The following is a 15,692-nucleotide window of genomic DNA, read 5'->3' as shown; positions in this document are numbered from 1 at the left end:
CGGACCGCTAGGCAGCCCGATCCGCTACCCCAAAGCACCCACCGGATCAATCACGCCTTCATCGCGCCGAGTCCAACCGGAGAATTTGGAAAAGTCCCGGCTGGTATTGATGGGCAGCTCTGGCATACCGCTGGTGCTCGCCTGGATGGTCACCGGAACCAAGTCCCCGGTGAAATCCAGATCGTACGTACCCGGGACCGTGCCGATCACCGCACGGTCCCACTTCAAGGCAACAAAAGCTTTGCCCTGAACTTTTGCGTGGCTTGCGGCGAAGTCCGTAAAAGTAAAGCGTGCGATTTTCCCCTCCCACACTGCAGTGGCAACCACATTGCCGTCCGGGTCCAGCACGCTAAACGGCGCTGTGGATTTGGGGCGCAGCTCATTGGGCAACACCACCGTGTAACTTGCGCCAGCCACTGCAACATCGGGGATATCAAAGTTGAAATCCAGCCGAAGGGTATCCACACTGCTGGACTGCAGCGGGCCCAACACCAGTCCGGAGAACACCGCGTCTTGTGTGGTAGCCATCGGGGCCACGTTTAGTAACGACGCCGGTGCTGCCGCAACTGGTGCGGTGGCGGCCTGTGCGGTGGCGGCGCTAGGTGCTACCGCCGTCGTGCTGGCAAATGCTGGTGCCACTCCCGGAAGCAGAACAGCGCTTGCTACGGCAAGTGCACAAAGGCTGGTCCGCGTCGCAGCCACTGACCTATGTGATGTTCTAGCGGATTGTGTGCCGGCCTCTGGGACTGGAGCTTGGAAAATGGACGTTTTGGGGGTGCTGTAAAAAGCCATCGTGGAAACTTTCGAAATATGGGAAATGCGCACCTCTGCGCCGGATTGCGGTCCATATTCGGGTAATGACGTACGGCTCCGCTGTTCCTGATGTATGCCCTGCCACACGGGCTGGGATCAGATCCAGAAGCTCAGCTTGTGTCCGGGCAACTGGTTTATCCAGCGTATGGATGCCGTTGTGCCGGTTGGGAAAAAATGTGGATATCGCCAACGTAACTGCGGATAACCACCTGATTAATGTGGCAGCGTGCGTACTCTTTACAGAGGCCGTGTGGGCAATCACGTGCGGTTAACCACACGGAGATAAAGAACCGGCTCCACGCTCAGAAAGGCTCGCTAGTATTCATACAGTTCCGGCACCGCGGGAACTGTGCCGCTGCGGCTATGGGAATCTCGGCAAGGAGACTCACCGCAACGCTGAACCCGTCCAATCCGGGCGGAGATGCGAGGTCCTATAACAAATGCAGCGTGAAAAGTCGCGGCCGCATCCAGCGACGCAGACGGCATAACGGTATATGGGGTATGTGTGCACAGATCTGTTCAAACCCGACGACGAGAATTCGAGAATATTAAGGCGCTGATCCAACGCCCTCGAGAAAATGCTCTATTGGTTCACGGACCCACTGGCAGCGGAAGAACCCGCCTACTGGGCCAAGTTTCCGAGGCGTCCGAGGCACCCGCGACAATGATGTCCGCTGGCCCCACCCACGGTGCCGAGCCACTGTCCGGCCTTTTTACCCTCACCGCCGGTGGCGCCTTACCCTCAAGCAACGGCCTGGGACGTGTATCCCCCGGCGGGGAGGCCCCCACCTCCGATGAACTCCTGGCCCTCGGCCAGCACATTGTGGATTCGATGGTGGCCCAAAACTCCGGTCCCCGAGTAGTCCTCATTGACGATCTAGACCTCGCCGATCCGCAAACCCTGCAAGTCATGGGATACGTGATGCGCCGTCTTGCCGGAACCGGTGTGTGGATTGTTGCCTCAGTCCAAGAAATTTGTGGAACCGGGCCACTGCACGGCATCCGCACCCTAGACCTGCAACCGCTCTCGCGCACCCTCATGATGGAACTAGCTATTTCCGAGGCGCCATCCAACGTGGACACCGGTGTGCTTCGGATGCTGGTGGACTCTGTGGACGGAAACCCCGGGGCACTGCTTAAGGCTCTGCGCAGCCTAGACGTCACCCAACTAGACGGCCGCCACCCGCTCTCTCTGCCGCTACGCCAAGACGCCGCAACCGCGGCGAAACTCCTCCGGCAACTGGAACCGCACAGCGCCGCGTCCAAAGAAGTCCTCACTTGGATGTCCACCGCTCCAGGTATCAGAGTGGCCACGCTCAAACTCGCTCTCCCCAAGAGCTACTCTGCAGTGACCGAGCTCCTCGCCGCCGGGCTAGCAGGTCACTTAGGTGAAGGAATCCGTATTACCCAGCCAGCCTTGAGGTCAGCACTGTACTGGTCCCTTGACCCGGAACTGCGAACCCATATTCACGCAACTCTGGCAGAACATTCCATCCAGCCACTGAAACAATGGCACCAAAGTTTCAGCGACTTCAGCACCGAAACGGCCCGCAGCCTACGCAAAACCAGTGCCGAACTGATTTCCATGGGATTTGTCCGCGAAGGCATCGAGTTCACCGAACGCGCCTCCATCCTGGGCCCCGCCGCTGACGAAGACTGTGAGGACCTTGTGGTTCTGGGCGAAACACTCCTTGCCCAAGGCGAAATAGAACTCGCCCGCACCTTCGCTGGCCGGGCCCAGTTACTGCGCAGCAGCGGAGACCTTCCTTTGCGAATCACCGGTCTGCAAATCGCCTGCGAGTACTTCCTCACCCAGCGCGTCCTCAGCAACGTTGCCCGCTCCACCACTGAACAAGAGTCCGACGGCGGCCGCGAACTGGCCACGGGTTTGGTCTTAGCCGTTGCCTCCCTACACACCGACCGTTGGGAATTGGACGCAGCTCGCCGAGCACTCAAATCCGCCCGTGCCATGCCCGGAATAAGCTCAAAAATCGTTGCGGTTCTGGCCGATTCCATCGAAGCCCTGATCAATGCACTAGACCTTGGAGTGGCCCCGGTGGTCCCCACCACTGCTGTGCAAGAGCTGGGCCGCGTCTGCCAGAACGTCCACGACCCCAGCATGTGGGTGCCCTTCGCCGTGGTCAACTTCGCCCGAGCTTGCTACATGGCTGAGAATTTCGACGAAGGCCGGTCACTACTGGATTCCCTCTTTCACCAGCAAGGAAAACTCAGCCCGCTTTGGTCCGCGATCGCTCGTCTAGAGCGCATTGAACTAGAACGCAGGGCCGGCAACCACGGGGTGGCGCTGATGGAAATGGCCTCCGTGATCAAGTCAGATGAGCCGGATGTTTTCCGGCACACTATGGCCGTCAATACCTCCTGGTACTGGTTTGAAATCGGCGAACAAGAACTCGCCGCCGAAGCCTACTTGGCCTCCGTCCGCTATAGCCAAGGCCGCCGGAACATCGAAGTCAACGGCCTGGTGGACGCCCGCCGAGGCTCCTTCAACTTGCGCGCCGGAGACGTGGATGAGGCACTCGTGTACCTGCGCCGTTGCCAACAGACCGGTATGCACTTGCGCAACCCGCAACTGATGCGCTTTGAACCAGACCTTGTGGAGGCTCTGGTCCGGGTGGGTGACGTGCGTGAAGCCAAAGAAGTGATGGCTGAATTTGAAGAACGTGCAGCACGGACCCCTTCACGGTGGGCCCAGCTGGCAGTATTACGGTGCCGTGCAGTACTACAGGACGGCGAAGCATCTATAGCTGCTTTTGAAGAGGCTCTGAGCGCTTTCACCGAGTCTGATTCAGAATACGATCACGCCATCACCCTGGCAATTTTTGCCCAACGGCTCTCCGAACTCGGCAAGGACTCACGCGCCCGGCAGCTCATCCATGCGGCTCAAATGTCCTTCACGGACATTGGCCTGCCGCTCTGGGCGGACATCCTGGACCATCAAGAACCGCTACCCGATGGTGACCTACAGGCGCACCTGCTACTCAAGATGCCGGAGACGCAGCGCCAAGTGGTGGAACTAGTGATGGCCGGTTACCGGAACAAGGAAATTGCGGACGAGCTCTTCCTCTCTGTCCGAACCGTTGAAGTGCGGCTCACCAAGGTGTACAAGGAGCTGGGCGTGAAGTCCCGGGCGCAACTGTTGGCCCGTTTGGGTGCTGGGTAGGTTTATCCCTTGAAGCGGGGCTGCCGCTTTTCTTGGAATGCGGCGGGCATGGCTCGGCTAAAAAGGCCCTGGCTCACTGCATCTTTGCCGCGTCCACCTCGGAAATGTCACGGCCAGCACAAAAGGCGCGCCCGGCTCCGTGCAACAGCAGCGCCCGCACGTGACCACGTTCGGCGGCGGCAGCGGCGTCGTCGTACGCCTTTGCCAAATTCTTCAGGTCCACCTCGGCGAGAGAGTTCAACTTGTGTGGCGCGTTGAGGCAGATTTCAGCCACCGAATCCGCAATGGAAAGTTTAATCATGCCCTGGCCCTCACCTGTTCTTCGACGTCTTCTTAGACGTCGTAATCAACTGTGACGGCGGGTGTGGTGGGGCGGGCTTGGCAGGTCAAAACGTAGCCCTTTTCCAGTTCGTCTGGCTCAAGTGCGTAGTTCTCCTCCATGTCCACACTCCCAGCCGTGACCTTCGCCCGGCACGTGCCGCACACTCCTCCTGCACAAGCAAAAGGGACATCCGGGCGGACTCTCAGAGCGGCGTTCAGAATGGATTCGCGGGCGTGAACCGGGCTAGCCACCTCGCCCTGCAAGCCGTCCAAAGTGAAAGTGATTTTGTAGGTCTCGTCCTGTTCCTTGGCCACCACACGGCTGCCCTGTTGTCCCTCCGGACGGTCCGGGCGGCCAGTGCTAAACAGCTCAAAACGCACATGCCCGGGCGAGACCCCCCGCGCCGCCAACGCATCCCGGCACAACTGCACCAATTCAAAGGGCCCACACAAGAACCACTCGTCCACGTCCTGCGTGTGGATGGCTGTGCCCAACAACTGTTCAAGCTTCTCAGCATCAATCCGGCCAGTCATCAACGGCGCAATCCGCTGCTCCCGTGAGAGCACATGATGCAACGCCACCCGAGCCGGATATTTGTCCTTTAGATCCGCCAGCTCTTCAAGGAACATCACGTCCATGGCGGACTTGTTCGCATAAACCAGGTCAAAACGATTGTGGGGATTGGCCGCCAAAAGGGTCCGGGCTATCGCGATCACCGGAGTAATTCCCGAGCCTGCAGCGATCGCCACAAAAGTGCCGCTGGGGCCGTTTCTGGTGGCCAGATCCTCCGGGTGATTCATGGAGTTCAACACATTGTGCTGCACGTCCTGCCCGTCACTCCCGTGCTGAGAAATGAAGGCACCCATAGGGCTCATCACGTCCAAACGGTAACCCGGCTGCAATTCAGCGTTAGCCCAGGTGGAAAACAAACCGCCCAAATCCTTTTTGATTGCCACCCGAATTTCCGCGGACCCGTCAGCAAAACTACGGGGTTCCGCACAAATCGAATAGCTACGACGCACCTCGCGCACCGCACCGTCGTCGTGCGCTAAATCGGTGCGGAGCGCCACATACTGGCCCGGCAAATAGTCATACTGACCGGCCAGGTCCGCGGGGACTCGGAAGGCTACCTCAATGGCGTCCTCAGTCAGTCTGCGGACCTCTTTAACGGACAAAGAATGAAAAGCAGCACGACGGCGGCCGGCCGCGGAATCGGTGGTGGTCATCCCAATCCTCACAAAACCTTGAAGTAATCGAACGGCTCAGCACAGTCCTTGCACACGTAAAGCGCCTTGCAGGATGTGGAGCCAAAACGGGAGAGCTCCTTGGTGTTGAGCGAGGAGCACTGTGGGCATTTCACGGCCAGTTGCAGGCGGATGGGGCCAGCTTGAGTGAATCCGTTGGCGGTTTTTCCGGTGGGTGGCGCGATTCCGTACGCCGCCAACTTGGTTCGGCCAGCCTCACTCATCCAATCCGTGGTCCATGCTGGCGAGAGCACCAAGCGGACGTCAAGGCTGGGGTAACCCGCTTTACTGAAGGCGTTTTTTAGATCATCGCGGATGGCGTCCATGGCCGGGCAACCCGAATACGTGGGTGTGATGGTCACCCGAACGGTAGGGGTGATGGTGCCGCAGTCCACCAAGTCCACGGCACGCAAAATGCCCAAGTCCTCAATAGTGAGCACGGGAATTTCCGGGTCGGTGACAGTGGCCGCGAGCGCCCAGGCCTTGGCCTGAGCCGACTGGTGTTGCGCTGGAGCGGGGATTGTGGCCGAGCCGTTGACCACCATCACCACACCGCTCCAGGGTGTTCACGAGCCAGAACCTGCATCTCAGCCAAAATGTATCCCAAGTGTTCCGAGTGCTGGCCGTGCCTTCCGCCCCCCGGATTTTGCTGGACATCCGGGACCTCGAGTTCGGCTTCTTGGAGCACGTTTCCGGTGAGCTGGCAGAAGTCCTCACGAACGCTGGTGAACAGGTTCTGCGGGATGACGTTCGCTGCTTCGAGGTCTTGGATGAGCTGGTCCTCTTGAAACAGCTCAGCCACGTAGGGCCACACCAAGTCCAGGCCCTTGATGATGCGGCGCCTGGATTCCTCGGTGCCAAGAGCCAAACGTAGAACCCACTGAACACTGTGATCGCGGTGATAATCCACCTCTTTAACGGCCTTGGCACAAATGGCTGCAATGGTGGCGTCAGCGCATTTTGCTGGATCCGCCAGGCGCCTGTACAGCTCAAACTGGTAAAAACTCAGCACAAACTGCCGGGCAATCGTCACAGCAAAATCGCCATTAGGCTGCTCCACCAAATGGCAGGACCGGAACTCATCCTCGCCACGGAAGTACGCTAAATCGTCCTCGGTGCGAGGCTTTCCTGTTTTGCCTGTTTGATCTGGGAGCCCTGCGCCAGCGTACGTGAGGAACGATCTCGCATGGCCCAGTTCGTCCAAGGCAATATTTCCCAGCGCCACGTCTTCCTCGAGCTCCGGTGCCCGGGAAATCCAATGGCTCAAACGCTGCGCCAAAATCAGTGCGTCATCACCCAGGCGCAGCGCGAACTCGGCCACCGTGGTGTTTGGTTTGGCGTGACCAGTGGCGACGTCGAGGGCGATGTCCTCCGGGCGCAGGGCGTTGCCGGGAGTGATGCGCGTTGCGGTGGCGTTGCTCTCACTCACAGGTGCTTCACTCCTTCGCTCTTGGTGTAATACGTGGCATGGCGGTAGTCCTTGCTCTGCGGCGACTCAAAAAACGCGCCCTTAGAGTCCGGGTCACTCGAGGCGATTGCCTCAGCTGGGACCACCCAAATGGACACACCTTCATTTCGGCGTGTGTACAAATCCCGAGCATTCCGCAAGGCCATCTCAGCATCAGGAGCGTGCAAAGAACCAGCATGAACATGGCTCAATCCGCGGCTGGAACGGACAAACACCTCCCACAACGCCCAGCCCTGATGGTGGAGTGGGGTTGGGTTTTGCTCGCTCACGCTGCCGCCTCCTGCAAGGCTGCTTTAGCTGACTGTTTCTGCGCATAAGCCGCGGCTGCCTCACGGACCCAAGCGCCGTCGTCGTGCGCTTGCCGGCGACGCTCAAGGCGCTGCGCATTACACGGCCCACGGCCAGCAAGCACTTCCTTGAACTCTTCCCAATCCAGCGGCCCGTGTTCCCACTTCTTGGTGTCCTCGTTGAAGCGGATATCTGGGTCCGGGAGCGTCAGGCCGAGCGCCTTGACCTGCTCCACCATCATTCCCACAAAGCGCTGTCGCAGCTCATCATTGGAGAAACGCTTGATGTTCCAGGCCATAGACTGGCGCGAATTGGGCGAATCATCATCCGGCGGGCCGAACATCATCAGCGACGGCGCGTACCAACGGTTCACCGCATCCTGGGCCATCCGCTTCTGCGCCGAGGTGCCGTTTGCCAGCTCAAGCAGGATTTCAAAACCCTGACGCTGGTGGAACGATTCTTCCTTACAAACGCGCACCATCGCACGGCCGTAGGGTCCATAACTCGCTCGGCACAACGGCACCTGATTGCAGATCGCAGCCCCATCAACCAGCCAGCCGATCGCACCCATATCCGCCCACGTGCGCGCCGGGTAATTAAAAATGCTCGAATACCGCGCCTTGCCAGAGATCAGCGCATCCATCATCTGATCCCGGTTCTGGCCCAATGTTTCAGCGGCCGAATACAAGTACAACCCATGGCCAGCCTCATCCTGAACCTTCGCCATCAGGATCGCTTTGCGCTTGAGGCTTGGGGCCCGGCTAATCCAGTTCGACTCCGGCTGCATGCCAATAATCTCCGAATGCGCGTGCTGAGAAATCTGTCGGAGCAGAGTCTTGCGGTAGGCATCCGGCATCCAGTCGCGCGGCTCAACCCGGGAGTCAGTGGCCATCAAGTGATCAAAGTGGGCCTGCTCGGGTGTGGGTGTGGTGGGGCCCTGCTGTGTCGCCATGGCAACTCCTCGGAGAACGGCAGTCCATCAGCCACAAAGCGGCTTCATCGGACGGGGAATTAATTACTGACCGTTCGTTCAGAATATCCACGCGGTGTGATCTACGTCAAGGTGAATGCTCTTGGCGCTCAGGCCCGTTCGTCCCGCGTGTACGTTCTGGGCAGTAATGTGGACTTGGCCGCGTCTTCTGCTGCCCTGCAAGACCCTGCAATACTTACTGAGCACCACACCCGCACCCGCCAGCAGTACTCAAGCCAGCACTACCAAAGCCAGCACTACCAAAGCCAAGGAAGGCAGCCTGTCCATGACATCCTCGGAACCATTCCGCGTCCTGACTGTATGCACAGGAAATATCTGCCGCTCACCTTTGGCCGAGCGTGTGCTCCAAGCTGGATTTGACGCCCTCCACCCCGGCGTCTTTGAAGTCACTAGTGCCGGAACCGGGGCAATCGTGGATCACAGCATGCAGCCCGAAGCCGCAGAACTTGTTCAGAAGTACGGCGGCGACAGCGACGGTTTTGTCTCACGCCAGATCACCCCCGAGATTGCCCGCGCCGCAGATCTGGTGCTTGTTATGACCACCGAGCACCGCAGTCAGGTCATACAGCTCAGCCCGGCTCTCCTTAAGCGCACCTTCACAGTTCGCGAGTTCGCCAGGATGCTGGACGCTCTCGCCCCACGCCGCGCCAATCTCCCCATCGAAGATACCGTTGCAGGACAGTGGCGCCAGCTACCCGCTTTGGCTGCCTCAGTCCGGCACCTCTGCCTTCCGGAAACCCCCGAAGACAACGACGTGTCTGACCCCTTCCGCCGTGGACAAAAAGCATGGGTCAAAATGGACGGCGAGCTATCCCCCGCGCTGCGCAAGATCTTCCGCTACGCCCGGCACATCACCAAAGACCCCGCAGCGAACTGACGCGGCAAGCAACTACGCCAGTCGCGAAACCGGGCCTAGTTACGGGAGCGTAGTGCCGCCGTCGACCTCTATATTGGAGGCCATGACCACTGTTCCTGACGCTTCCACAGTTTCCACCACCCCTCAGCCTCCCGTCGCGAAGAAGGTCCCCACGGTTCGCAGCCACCACGGGGATAACTTCACTGACAACTACGAGTGGCTCCGGGACAAGGAATCTGCCGAGGTCGTAGCGCACCTCAAGGCCGAGAACGATTACCAAGAAGCAGTCACAGCGCACCAAGAACCTTTGCGCGAGGACATCTTCAACGAGATCAAAACTCGCACCCTGGAAACCGACCTTTCGGTGCCGCAGCGCAAGGACGGATGGTGGTACTACTCGCGCTCCGTTGAAGGCAGCGAGTATGGCATTAGCTGCCGGGTGGCCGCGAGCAACACCGGTGACCCGATTGCCGATTGGACCCCGCCGCAAGTTGAAGCCGGTGTCCCCGTTCCCGGCGAAGAGATCCTCTTGGACGGCAACATCGAGGCCCAGGGCAAACCGTTCTTCTCGATCGGCGGCGTAGCTGTCACGGTAGACGGAAACCTCTACGCTTATGCCGTGGACAACGCCGGCGACGAGCGCTTCACCATCCGCATCAAGGATTTGCGCACCGGCGAGCTCCTCCCGGACGTGATCGAGGGCGCCTTCTACGGGCTCACCTTCTCCCCCGACGGCACCCGCCTTTTCTACACAGTGGTGGACGATTCCTGGCGCCCGTACCAAATTCGCACCCACGTTTTGGGCACCCCCATCGCCGAGGATGAGGTGCTGTATCAAGAGGACGACGTCGCCATGTGGTTGGGCTTCGAACTCGCCTCGGATCGCCGTCACCTGGTCCTCTCCGTCAGCTGCTCTGAGTACAGCGAAACCCGCTACCTGAGCTTCGAAGACCCCACAGCCACGCTGCACACGATGATTCCGCGCAGTGAGCGTGTCCTCTACGAAGCAGAACCGTTCTTACTTCCGGATGCCTCGGCCCCCGGCGGATTCGTTGAGCGCATTCTGATCACCCACAACAAGGGTGCCGCGAACTCCATGGTGTCCCTGATCGACCCGGCAGAACTTGCCAAGCCACTGGCCGAGCAAAACTGGACCACCGTCGTCGAACATTCAGAAGAGGTGCGGGTCAACGGTGCCGGAATAACGGCGTCGCACCTGATCCTTTCCGTGCGCAAGGACACAATTGAGCGGGTGCAATTCATCCCGCTCGCCGGGCTCGGCACGCCCGCACAGGGTGCGCCCGTGGAACCCGCGTTTGACGAAGAGCTGTACACGGCTGGAGTGGGCGGCGCCGACTACAACGCGCCAGTGGTGCGCCTCGGGTACACGAGCTACTTCACCCCCTCGCGGGTTTACGACTACGTTTTGCCCACCACGGAACAGCCCGACGGCGAACTGCTACTCCGGCGCGAAAGCCCCGTTTTGGGCGGCTATTCGGCGTCGGATTATGTGGCCACCCGCGAATGGGCCACCGCCACGGACGGCACCCGCATCCCGCTGTCCGTGCTGCGGCACAAGTCGGTGGTGCAAGACTCGAGCGCGGCCGGGCTGGTGTACGGGTACGGGTCCTACGAGGCGAGTATGGACCCCGGGTTTGGGATTGCCCGGCTCTCGCTGCTGGACCGCGGGATTGTGTTTGTGATTGCGCACATTCGTGGCGGTGGCGAGCTGGGCCGGCACTGGTACGACGACGGCAAAAAGCTCAACAAAAAGAACACCTTCACCGACTTCGTGGACTCGACCGACTGGTTGGCTGGCTCGGGGTGGGTTGATCCGTCGCGGATTGCCGCCTTGGGCGGCTCCGCGGGTGGGCTGCTCATGGGTGCCGTGGCTAACTTGGCGCCGGAAAAGTATGCGGCGATTGTGGCGGCGGTGCCGTTTGTTGACGCACTGACCACCATCTTGGACCCGGAGCTTCCGCTCTCCGCTCTCGAGTGGGAAGAGTGGGGCAACCCAATCACGGATGCGGACGTGTACGCGTATATGAAGTCGTACACCCCTTACGAGAATGTGCGTGAGGTGGCGTACCCCAAGATCGCCGCAGTGACCTCGTTCAACGACACCCGTGTGCTGTATGTTGAGCCGGCCAAGTGGGTGCAGGAATTGCGGGCGGTTTCTACCGGGTCCGAACCTGTGGTTATGAAGATCGAGATGGACGGTGGGCACGGTGGCGCGTCCGGCCGGTACGTGCAATGGCGCGAACGGGCCTGGGACTACGCGTTTATCGCCGACTCGCTTGGCGCAACGGAGCTACTCCCGGGCGCCGGGCCGCGCTAGCTTCTTTCGCCGCGCTCTTCCTTTCCGCCCCTTCCGCCGAGGTCGGTGCTTAGCGTCGAGTTCCCCGTAAATTTGCGGGGAACTCGACGCGTTGCACCGACCTCGGCGGGTGGGGTCAGTGGCTGGGGTGCGTTTAGTGGCTGGACTTCCACTCTGAGGCGAGGATCGCGTACCTCGCCTCAGAGGACCGCACACCGTTTGCGAACGAATTTTCACGAAGGGTGGCCTCGTGCTGCATTCCCAAACGTTGGCACACCGCTGCAGAGGCACCGTTCAATGCATCGAGCCGGGCTTCGATCCGGTGCATGCCCAGCGTTTCGAACCCCAACTTGAGCATGGCTTCTGCGGCCTCGGTGGCATAGCCCTTGCCGCGCCCCGCCGGCGCCAAGATCCAGCCAACCTCGCCTTGGCCACGGCCGGGAAGCCACTTCAACACCACCTCGCCGAGCAGCACCGGACTACCCTTCGCCTCGACGGCCAGCGAGACCCAATCGCCCACCTGTTCAAAAACAAAGTTTGAGTATTTGCCCACAACTTGCATGGCGGTGGTGATCTTGTGGGGCCCCGAGGGAAGGAACCTCGCCGTCTCCTCAAGCGAACGATACGCGTGATAAGCCGTAAGATCATCGGCGGTGAAACGGCGAAGTACCAAACGTTCGGTCAGGATGGGCAGTGGGATTTCTGGCATAACTCAACGCTACGCCTTGCTCTCTCGCCATACGTTCCGCCGAGGTAGGTGCATAGCGCCGAGGTGCCCGTAAATTTGCGGGGGTATCGACGCGAAGCACCGACCTCGCGGGTGTTGGTCTACCGAGAAGAACTTACGACGGCGGCAGTCGCCTCAGCGATGGCCCGTTCCTCGTCGGTGGGAACCACCAACACCGGGATCGCGGAGCTGGCGGTGGAAATCACGCGAGGTTCCTTGGATCGCACAAGGTTCGCTTCGGCGTCGAGCTCTATACCCAAGGCACCCAAACGCTCCCCCACGAGCGCCCGGAACTGGTGCGAGTTCTCGCCGATCCCCGCGGTGAACACCACGGCCTTGGCCCCGCCCACGGCCACGTGATAACCGCCGATGTACTTGGACAGCCGGTAACTGGCCACGGCAAGCGCCATGGCCGAACGCGCATCCCCGGACTCGGCGGCTTCCACCACGGAGCGCATGTCGTTATTGCCGGCCAAGCCCAACAATCCCGATTCGCGGTTCAGGGCGGTGTCAATGTCCTCGGGCGACCACCCGGCCCGGCCCAAAAAGACCAAGATCGACGGGTCAAGATCGCCAGAACGAGTCCCCATAACGAGGCCCTCGAGCGGGGTGAAGCCCATGGAGGTGTCCACGGATTTTCCGCCCTGGATCGCCGTGACGGAGGCGCCGTTGCCCAAGTGGGCGATCACGCCGTCGAACTCGTCAACACCCAGCCCCAGCAGCGCCGCAGCCCGCGCCGCAACGTACTGGTGCGAAGTGCCATGGAAACCATAACGCCGGATCCCATGCAGTGTGTACAGCTCATCCGGGACCGCGTATCGCCAGGCATGCTCGGGGATGGTGCGGTGGAATGCGGTATCAAAAACGGCCACCTGCGGGAGGTCAGGGTACTCGCGGGTGATGGCACGGATGCCCAAAACGCTGGCCGGATTGTGCAGCGGAGCCAGCGGGTTGAGGCGTTCAATGGCCCGGGTGACTTCGTTGTTGATCAACACTGGCTCGCCAAAACGCTCGCCGCCGTGAACCACTCGGTGCCCGACGGCGTCCAGCGCCCGCTCGCCCAACTCGCCTTCCAGCGTGGACATCACACGGTCAATCGCCTCAACGTGATCGGCCGGGCCACCGGCGCCGGAATCGCCTATACGCTCCACTAGTCCATCGGTGAGAATAGTCCCCACCTCAACGTCGCGGACCTGATACTTCAGCGAGGACGACCCCGAATTGATCACCAAAACTAGCATTAGGCCTCCTGCGCCTGGATGGCCGTGATAGCCACCGTGTTGACAATGTCCTCGACCGTGCAGCCGCGCGAAAGATCGTTGACAGGCTTGCGCAAACCCTGCAGAACCGGCCCGACGGCGACAGCCCCCGAGGACTGTTGCACCGCCTTGTAGGTGTTGTTGCCGGTGTTCAGGTCAGGGAAGATGAACACGGTCGCCTGGCCAGCGACTGAAGAACCCGGCATTTTGGAGGCCGCAATCGATGCGTCCACGGCGGCGTCGTACTGGATAGGCCCTTCAACGGCGAGCTCAGGGCGGCGAGAACGCACCATTTCCGTGGCGCGGCGCACCTCCTCCACCGCCTCACCAGAACCCGAACCTCCGGTGGAATAGGACAGCATGGCCACGCGCGGTTCCACGCCAAACTGGGCGGCTGTCTCGGCGGAGGCCAGCGCGATGTCCGCGAGCTGCTCGTCGGTGGGGTCCGGGTTCACGGCACAGTCGCCATAGACCAGCACGCGGTCCTCCATCAGCATCAAAAACACCGAGGAGACGATCTTCACGCCATCGCGGGTCTTCACGAACTCGAGCGCCGGGCGGATGGTGTGGGCGGTGGTGTGCGCGGCACCGGAAACCATTCCGTCCACCACACCGAGCTGAACCATCATGGTTCCGAAGTAGCTGACGTCCAGCATGACTTCAAGCGCCCGGGCCAAATCAACGCCCTTGTGGGCGCGCAGCTCGGCGTACTTCTCGGCGAATTGTTGACGCAGCTCGCTGTTTGCCGGGTCAATGATGGTCACACCGGCCAGGTCAATCCCGTTACTTGAGGCGAGTTCGCGCACCTCGGCTTCACTTCCCAGCAACGTTAGATCGCACACGTCACGGCGGTGCAGGATCTCGGCAGCACGCAAGATCCGCACATCCGTACCCTCCGGCAGCACAATGTGCCTGCGCTTGGAACGTGCCCGCTCAATCAGCTCGTGCAAGAAACGCAGGGGCGTCATCCGCTCGGCCCGTGGCAAGTGCAGGCGCTCCATCAGCTCGTTTTCGTCTACGCGGCGGGACCAGAGGCCCAACGCCGAAGCCACCTTCCGCCGATGCCCGGTCCAGATCTCGCTACGCACCTCAGACACCCGCTTGGCCGTGACATAGGTGTCCTCCGGCGAGGCAAACACTGGGAACGGGGCCTGCGCCAACAAGGGATAAATGTTGGCATCCGGGCTCAGACCGCCGGTCAAAATCAGACCTGACGGAACTGGGAATTCGGGGCTGAACGAGGAAGCCAAACACGCAACCATCACGTCTGCACGGTCACCGGGAACAATCACCAAGGAGCCGTCCGTCAGCACGTGAAGGAAATTTCCCACATTCATGGCGGCCACCTGAATGGCCCGGACATCCCGCTCCATATCGGCGTGCCCGGCAATCTGCCGCACCCCAATCGTGGTGGCAACTTCACCCGTTGTGGGCCGGGAAATCTCCTCCAACTCGGGGAAAATGTAGACTGGCCGGCCGGATGCGCCCGGCTTCACGGCCGCAGCCACCGCGTCCAGCTGCTCCGGATCCGCGCGATTCACCATCAACGCCAGGAGTGTGCATTTCTCCGCCACCAGTTCCTTGCGCGCCAGCTCGACGGCGTCACCCGCCTCCTCGGGGCTGCGCCCCTTCGCGCTCACCACGGCGACCACAGGGCAGCCGAGGTTGTTCGCAAGGCGCGCGTTCAGATCAAACTCAACGGCGGCGTCGTGCCCGGCAAGGTCAGTGCCCTCAACAATGATGATGTCGCATTCGCTGGACATTTCGGCGAAGATTTCCACGCACCGGGCGTCGATCTCGTCGCGTTTGCCTTCAGCAAGGAGGGAACGGACCTCAGCCGAGGTCAGACCGCCGCGGCAGCGGGCTGGCTCAAGACCAAACCGGGAGCTCATCAGGCTCACCATAGGGTCGGCGTCGACGTCGTCCCCATCAACTACAGGTTTGAAGAAGCCGATCCGATCTGCGTGCCGATGCAGGGTGTCAGCGAGTCCTAGGGCAATAAGCGACTTGCCGGAACCGGGTGAGGTTGCGCTGACGTAAATGCCCTTAGCCATGGAATGCCTCTCGGTCTCAAAAGCTATCTGTCCCAAGCCTACTGTCCCAGCCCATCACTTCCCGCCCTCTCCCGCGCCCTCTCCGCCGTCTCCCCACCCCACCTCCCCGGGGGGGGGGGGGGGGGGAGGCCGTTTTGTGGGGGGTGGGGGGGAGGGGTTCGCCCCCCTTGGG

The 15,692-nt window shown here is 60.9% G+C and carries 12 protein-coding genes and 1 pseudogene; 3 read left to right on the top strand and 10 right to left on the bottom strand.

Features of this window, described 5'->3' with window-relative positions:
- Window positions 1–24 precede the first annotated feature (24 nt).
- Complete coding sequence (locus tag ACQR35_RS01325; protein WP_430269005.1) at window positions 25–792, bottom strand: Ig-like domain-containing protein; 768 nt, start codon at window positions 790–792, stop codon at window positions 25–27.
- A gap of 526 nt (window positions 793–1,318) precedes the next feature.
- Here ACQR35_RS01325 and ACQR35_RS01320 point away from each other — a divergent pair.
- On the top strand, window positions 1,319–3,994 hold the full coding sequence (locus tag ACQR35_RS01320; RefSeq protein WP_430269004.1) for a LuxR C-terminal-related transcriptional regulator: 2,676 nt from the start codon (window positions 1,319–1,321) through the stop codon (window positions 3,992–3,994).
- A gap of 94 nt (window positions 3,995–4,088) precedes the next feature.
- Here ACQR35_RS01320 and ACQR35_RS01315 read toward each other — a convergent pair.
- The 6 genes and pseudogenes from ACQR35_RS01315 to paaA all read right to left on the bottom strand — a co-directional run.
- A pseudogene (locus tag ACQR35_RS01315) lies at window positions 4,089–4,295 on the bottom strand (enoyl-CoA hydratase/isomerase family protein); the annotation flags it as partial.
- 32 nt (window positions 4,296–4,327) lie between these two features.
- A complete protein-coding gene (gene paaE, locus ACQR35_RS01310) occupies window positions 4,328–5,542 on the bottom strand; it encodes a 1,2-phenylacetyl-CoA epoxidase subunit PaaE (RefSeq protein ID WP_430269003.1) in 1,215 nt (404 codons plus the stop codon).
- An 8-nt stretch (window positions 5,543–5,550) separates the two neighbouring features.
- Window positions 5,551–6,105, bottom strand: a complete 555-nt coding sequence (gene paaD, locus ACQR35_RS01305; protein ID WP_430269238.1) for a 1,2-phenylacetyl-CoA epoxidase subunit PaaD — start codon at window positions 6,103–6,105, stop codon at window positions 5,551–5,553.
- The gene (paaC, locus tag ACQR35_RS01300; RefSeq protein WP_430269002.1) at window positions 6,105–6,989 is read right to left on the bottom strand and encodes a 1,2-phenylacetyl-CoA epoxidase subunit PaaC; all 885 of its coding nucleotides are present in this window, start codon (window positions 6,987–6,989) and stop codon (window positions 6,105–6,107) included. The genes paaD and paaC overlap by 1 nt, the downstream gene beginning before the upstream one ends.
- On the bottom strand, window positions 6,986–7,297 hold the full coding sequence (gene paaB / locus ACQR35_RS01295; RefSeq protein WP_430269001.1) for a 1,2-phenylacetyl-CoA epoxidase subunit PaaB: 312 nt from the start codon (window positions 7,295–7,297) through the stop codon (window positions 6,986–6,988). Before paaB ends, paaC begins: the two co-directional genes overlap by 4 nt.
- Window positions 7,294–8,268 (bottom strand): 1,2-phenylacetyl-CoA epoxidase subunit PaaA, encoded by a 975-nt coding sequence (gene paaA / locus ACQR35_RS01290; RefSeq protein ID WP_430269000.1) that lies wholly within the window; start codon window positions 8,266–8,268, stop codon window positions 7,294–7,296. Before paaA ends, paaB begins: the two co-directional genes overlap by 4 nt.
- Before the next feature lie 121 nt (window positions 8,269–8,389).
- Here paaA and ACQR35_RS01285 point away from each other — a divergent pair, with 121 nt between their 5' ends.
- Both ACQR35_RS01285 and ACQR35_RS01280 read left to right on the top strand, forming a co-directional pair.
- Window positions 8,390–9,184: a low molecular weight phosphatase family protein gene (locus tag ACQR35_RS01285; RefSeq protein ID WP_430268999.1), complete on the top strand. Its 795-nt coding sequence runs from the start codon at window positions 8,390–8,392 to the stop codon at window positions 9,182–9,184.
- Window positions 9,185–9,266: 82 nt separating this feature from the next.
- Window positions 9,267–11,501, top strand: coding sequence for a S9 family peptidase (locus ACQR35_RS01280; protein ID WP_430268998.1), 2,235 nt, complete (start codon window positions 9,267–9,269; stop codon window positions 11,499–11,501).
- 133 nt (window positions 11,502–11,634) lie between these two features.
- On the opposite strand, the gene ACQR35_RS01275 is transcribed toward ACQR35_RS01280, so the two are convergent.
- The 3 genes from ACQR35_RS01275 to pta all read right to left on the bottom strand — a co-directional run bounded on the left by ACQR35_RS01275 (window position 11,635) and on the right by pta (window position 15,520).
- Entirely contained in the window at window positions 11,635–12,189 is a 555-nt protein-coding gene (locus tag ACQR35_RS01275) for a GNAT family N-acetyltransferase (protein ID WP_430268997.1), read from the bottom strand.
- A gap of 119 nt (window positions 12,190–12,308) precedes the next feature.
- Window positions 12,309–13,448, bottom strand: a complete 1,140-nt coding sequence (locus tag ACQR35_RS01270) for an acetate kinase (RefSeq protein WP_430268996.1) — start codon at window positions 13,446–13,448, stop codon at window positions 12,309–12,311.
- A complete protein-coding gene (pta, locus tag ACQR35_RS01265; RefSeq protein WP_430268995.1) occupies window positions 13,448–15,520 on the bottom strand; it encodes a phosphate acetyltransferase in 2,073 nt (690 codons plus the stop codon). The genes ACQR35_RS01270 and pta overlap by 1 nt, the downstream gene beginning before the upstream one ends.
- Window positions 15,521–15,692 lie beyond the last annotated feature (172 nt).

The organism is Pseudarthrobacter sp. J1738, assembly GCF_050490315.1.
Classification (GTDB): domain Bacteria; phylum Actinomycetota; class Actinomycetes; order Actinomycetales; family Micrococcaceae; genus JBNPEO01.
Note: the sequence above shows the minus strand (reverse complement) of the source record. Positions and strands in the feature narration are given on the sequence as shown.

What these genes read in the sequence shown, in the direction of transcription:
- ACQR35_RS01280 (WP_430268998.1), top strand. Translation starts at nt 9,267, where the DNA reads ATGACCACTGTTCCTGACGCTTCCACAGTTTCCACCACCCCTCAGCCT.
- paaE (WP_430269003.1), bottom strand. Translation starts at nt 5,542, where the DNA reads ATGACCACCACCGATTCCGCGGCCGGCCGCCGTCGTGCTGCTTTTCAT.
- pta (WP_430268995.1), bottom strand. Translation starts at nt 15,520, where the DNA reads ATGGCTAAGGGCATTTACGTCAGCGCAACCTCACCCGGTTCCGGCAAG.
- paaD (WP_430269238.1), bottom strand. Translation starts at nt 6,105, where the DNA reads ATGGTGGTCAACGGCTCGGCCACAATCCCCGCTCCAGCGCAACACCAG.
- ACQR35_RS01325 (WP_430269005.1), bottom strand. Translation starts at nt 792, where the DNA reads ATGGCTTTTTACAGCACCCCCAAAACGTCCATTTTCCAAGCTCCAGTC.
- paaA (WP_430269000.1), bottom strand. Translation starts at nt 8,268, where the DNA reads ATGGCGACACAGCAGGGCCCCACCACACCCACACCCGAGCAGGCCCAC.
- ACQR35_RS01275 (WP_430268997.1), bottom strand. Translation starts at nt 12,189, where the DNA reads ATGCCAGAAATCCCACTGCCCATCCTGACCGAACGTTTGGTACTTCGC.
- ACQR35_RS01270 (WP_430268996.1), bottom strand. Translation starts at nt 13,448, where the DNA reads ATGCTAGTTTTGGTGATCAATTCGGGGTCGTCCTCGCTGAAGTATCAG.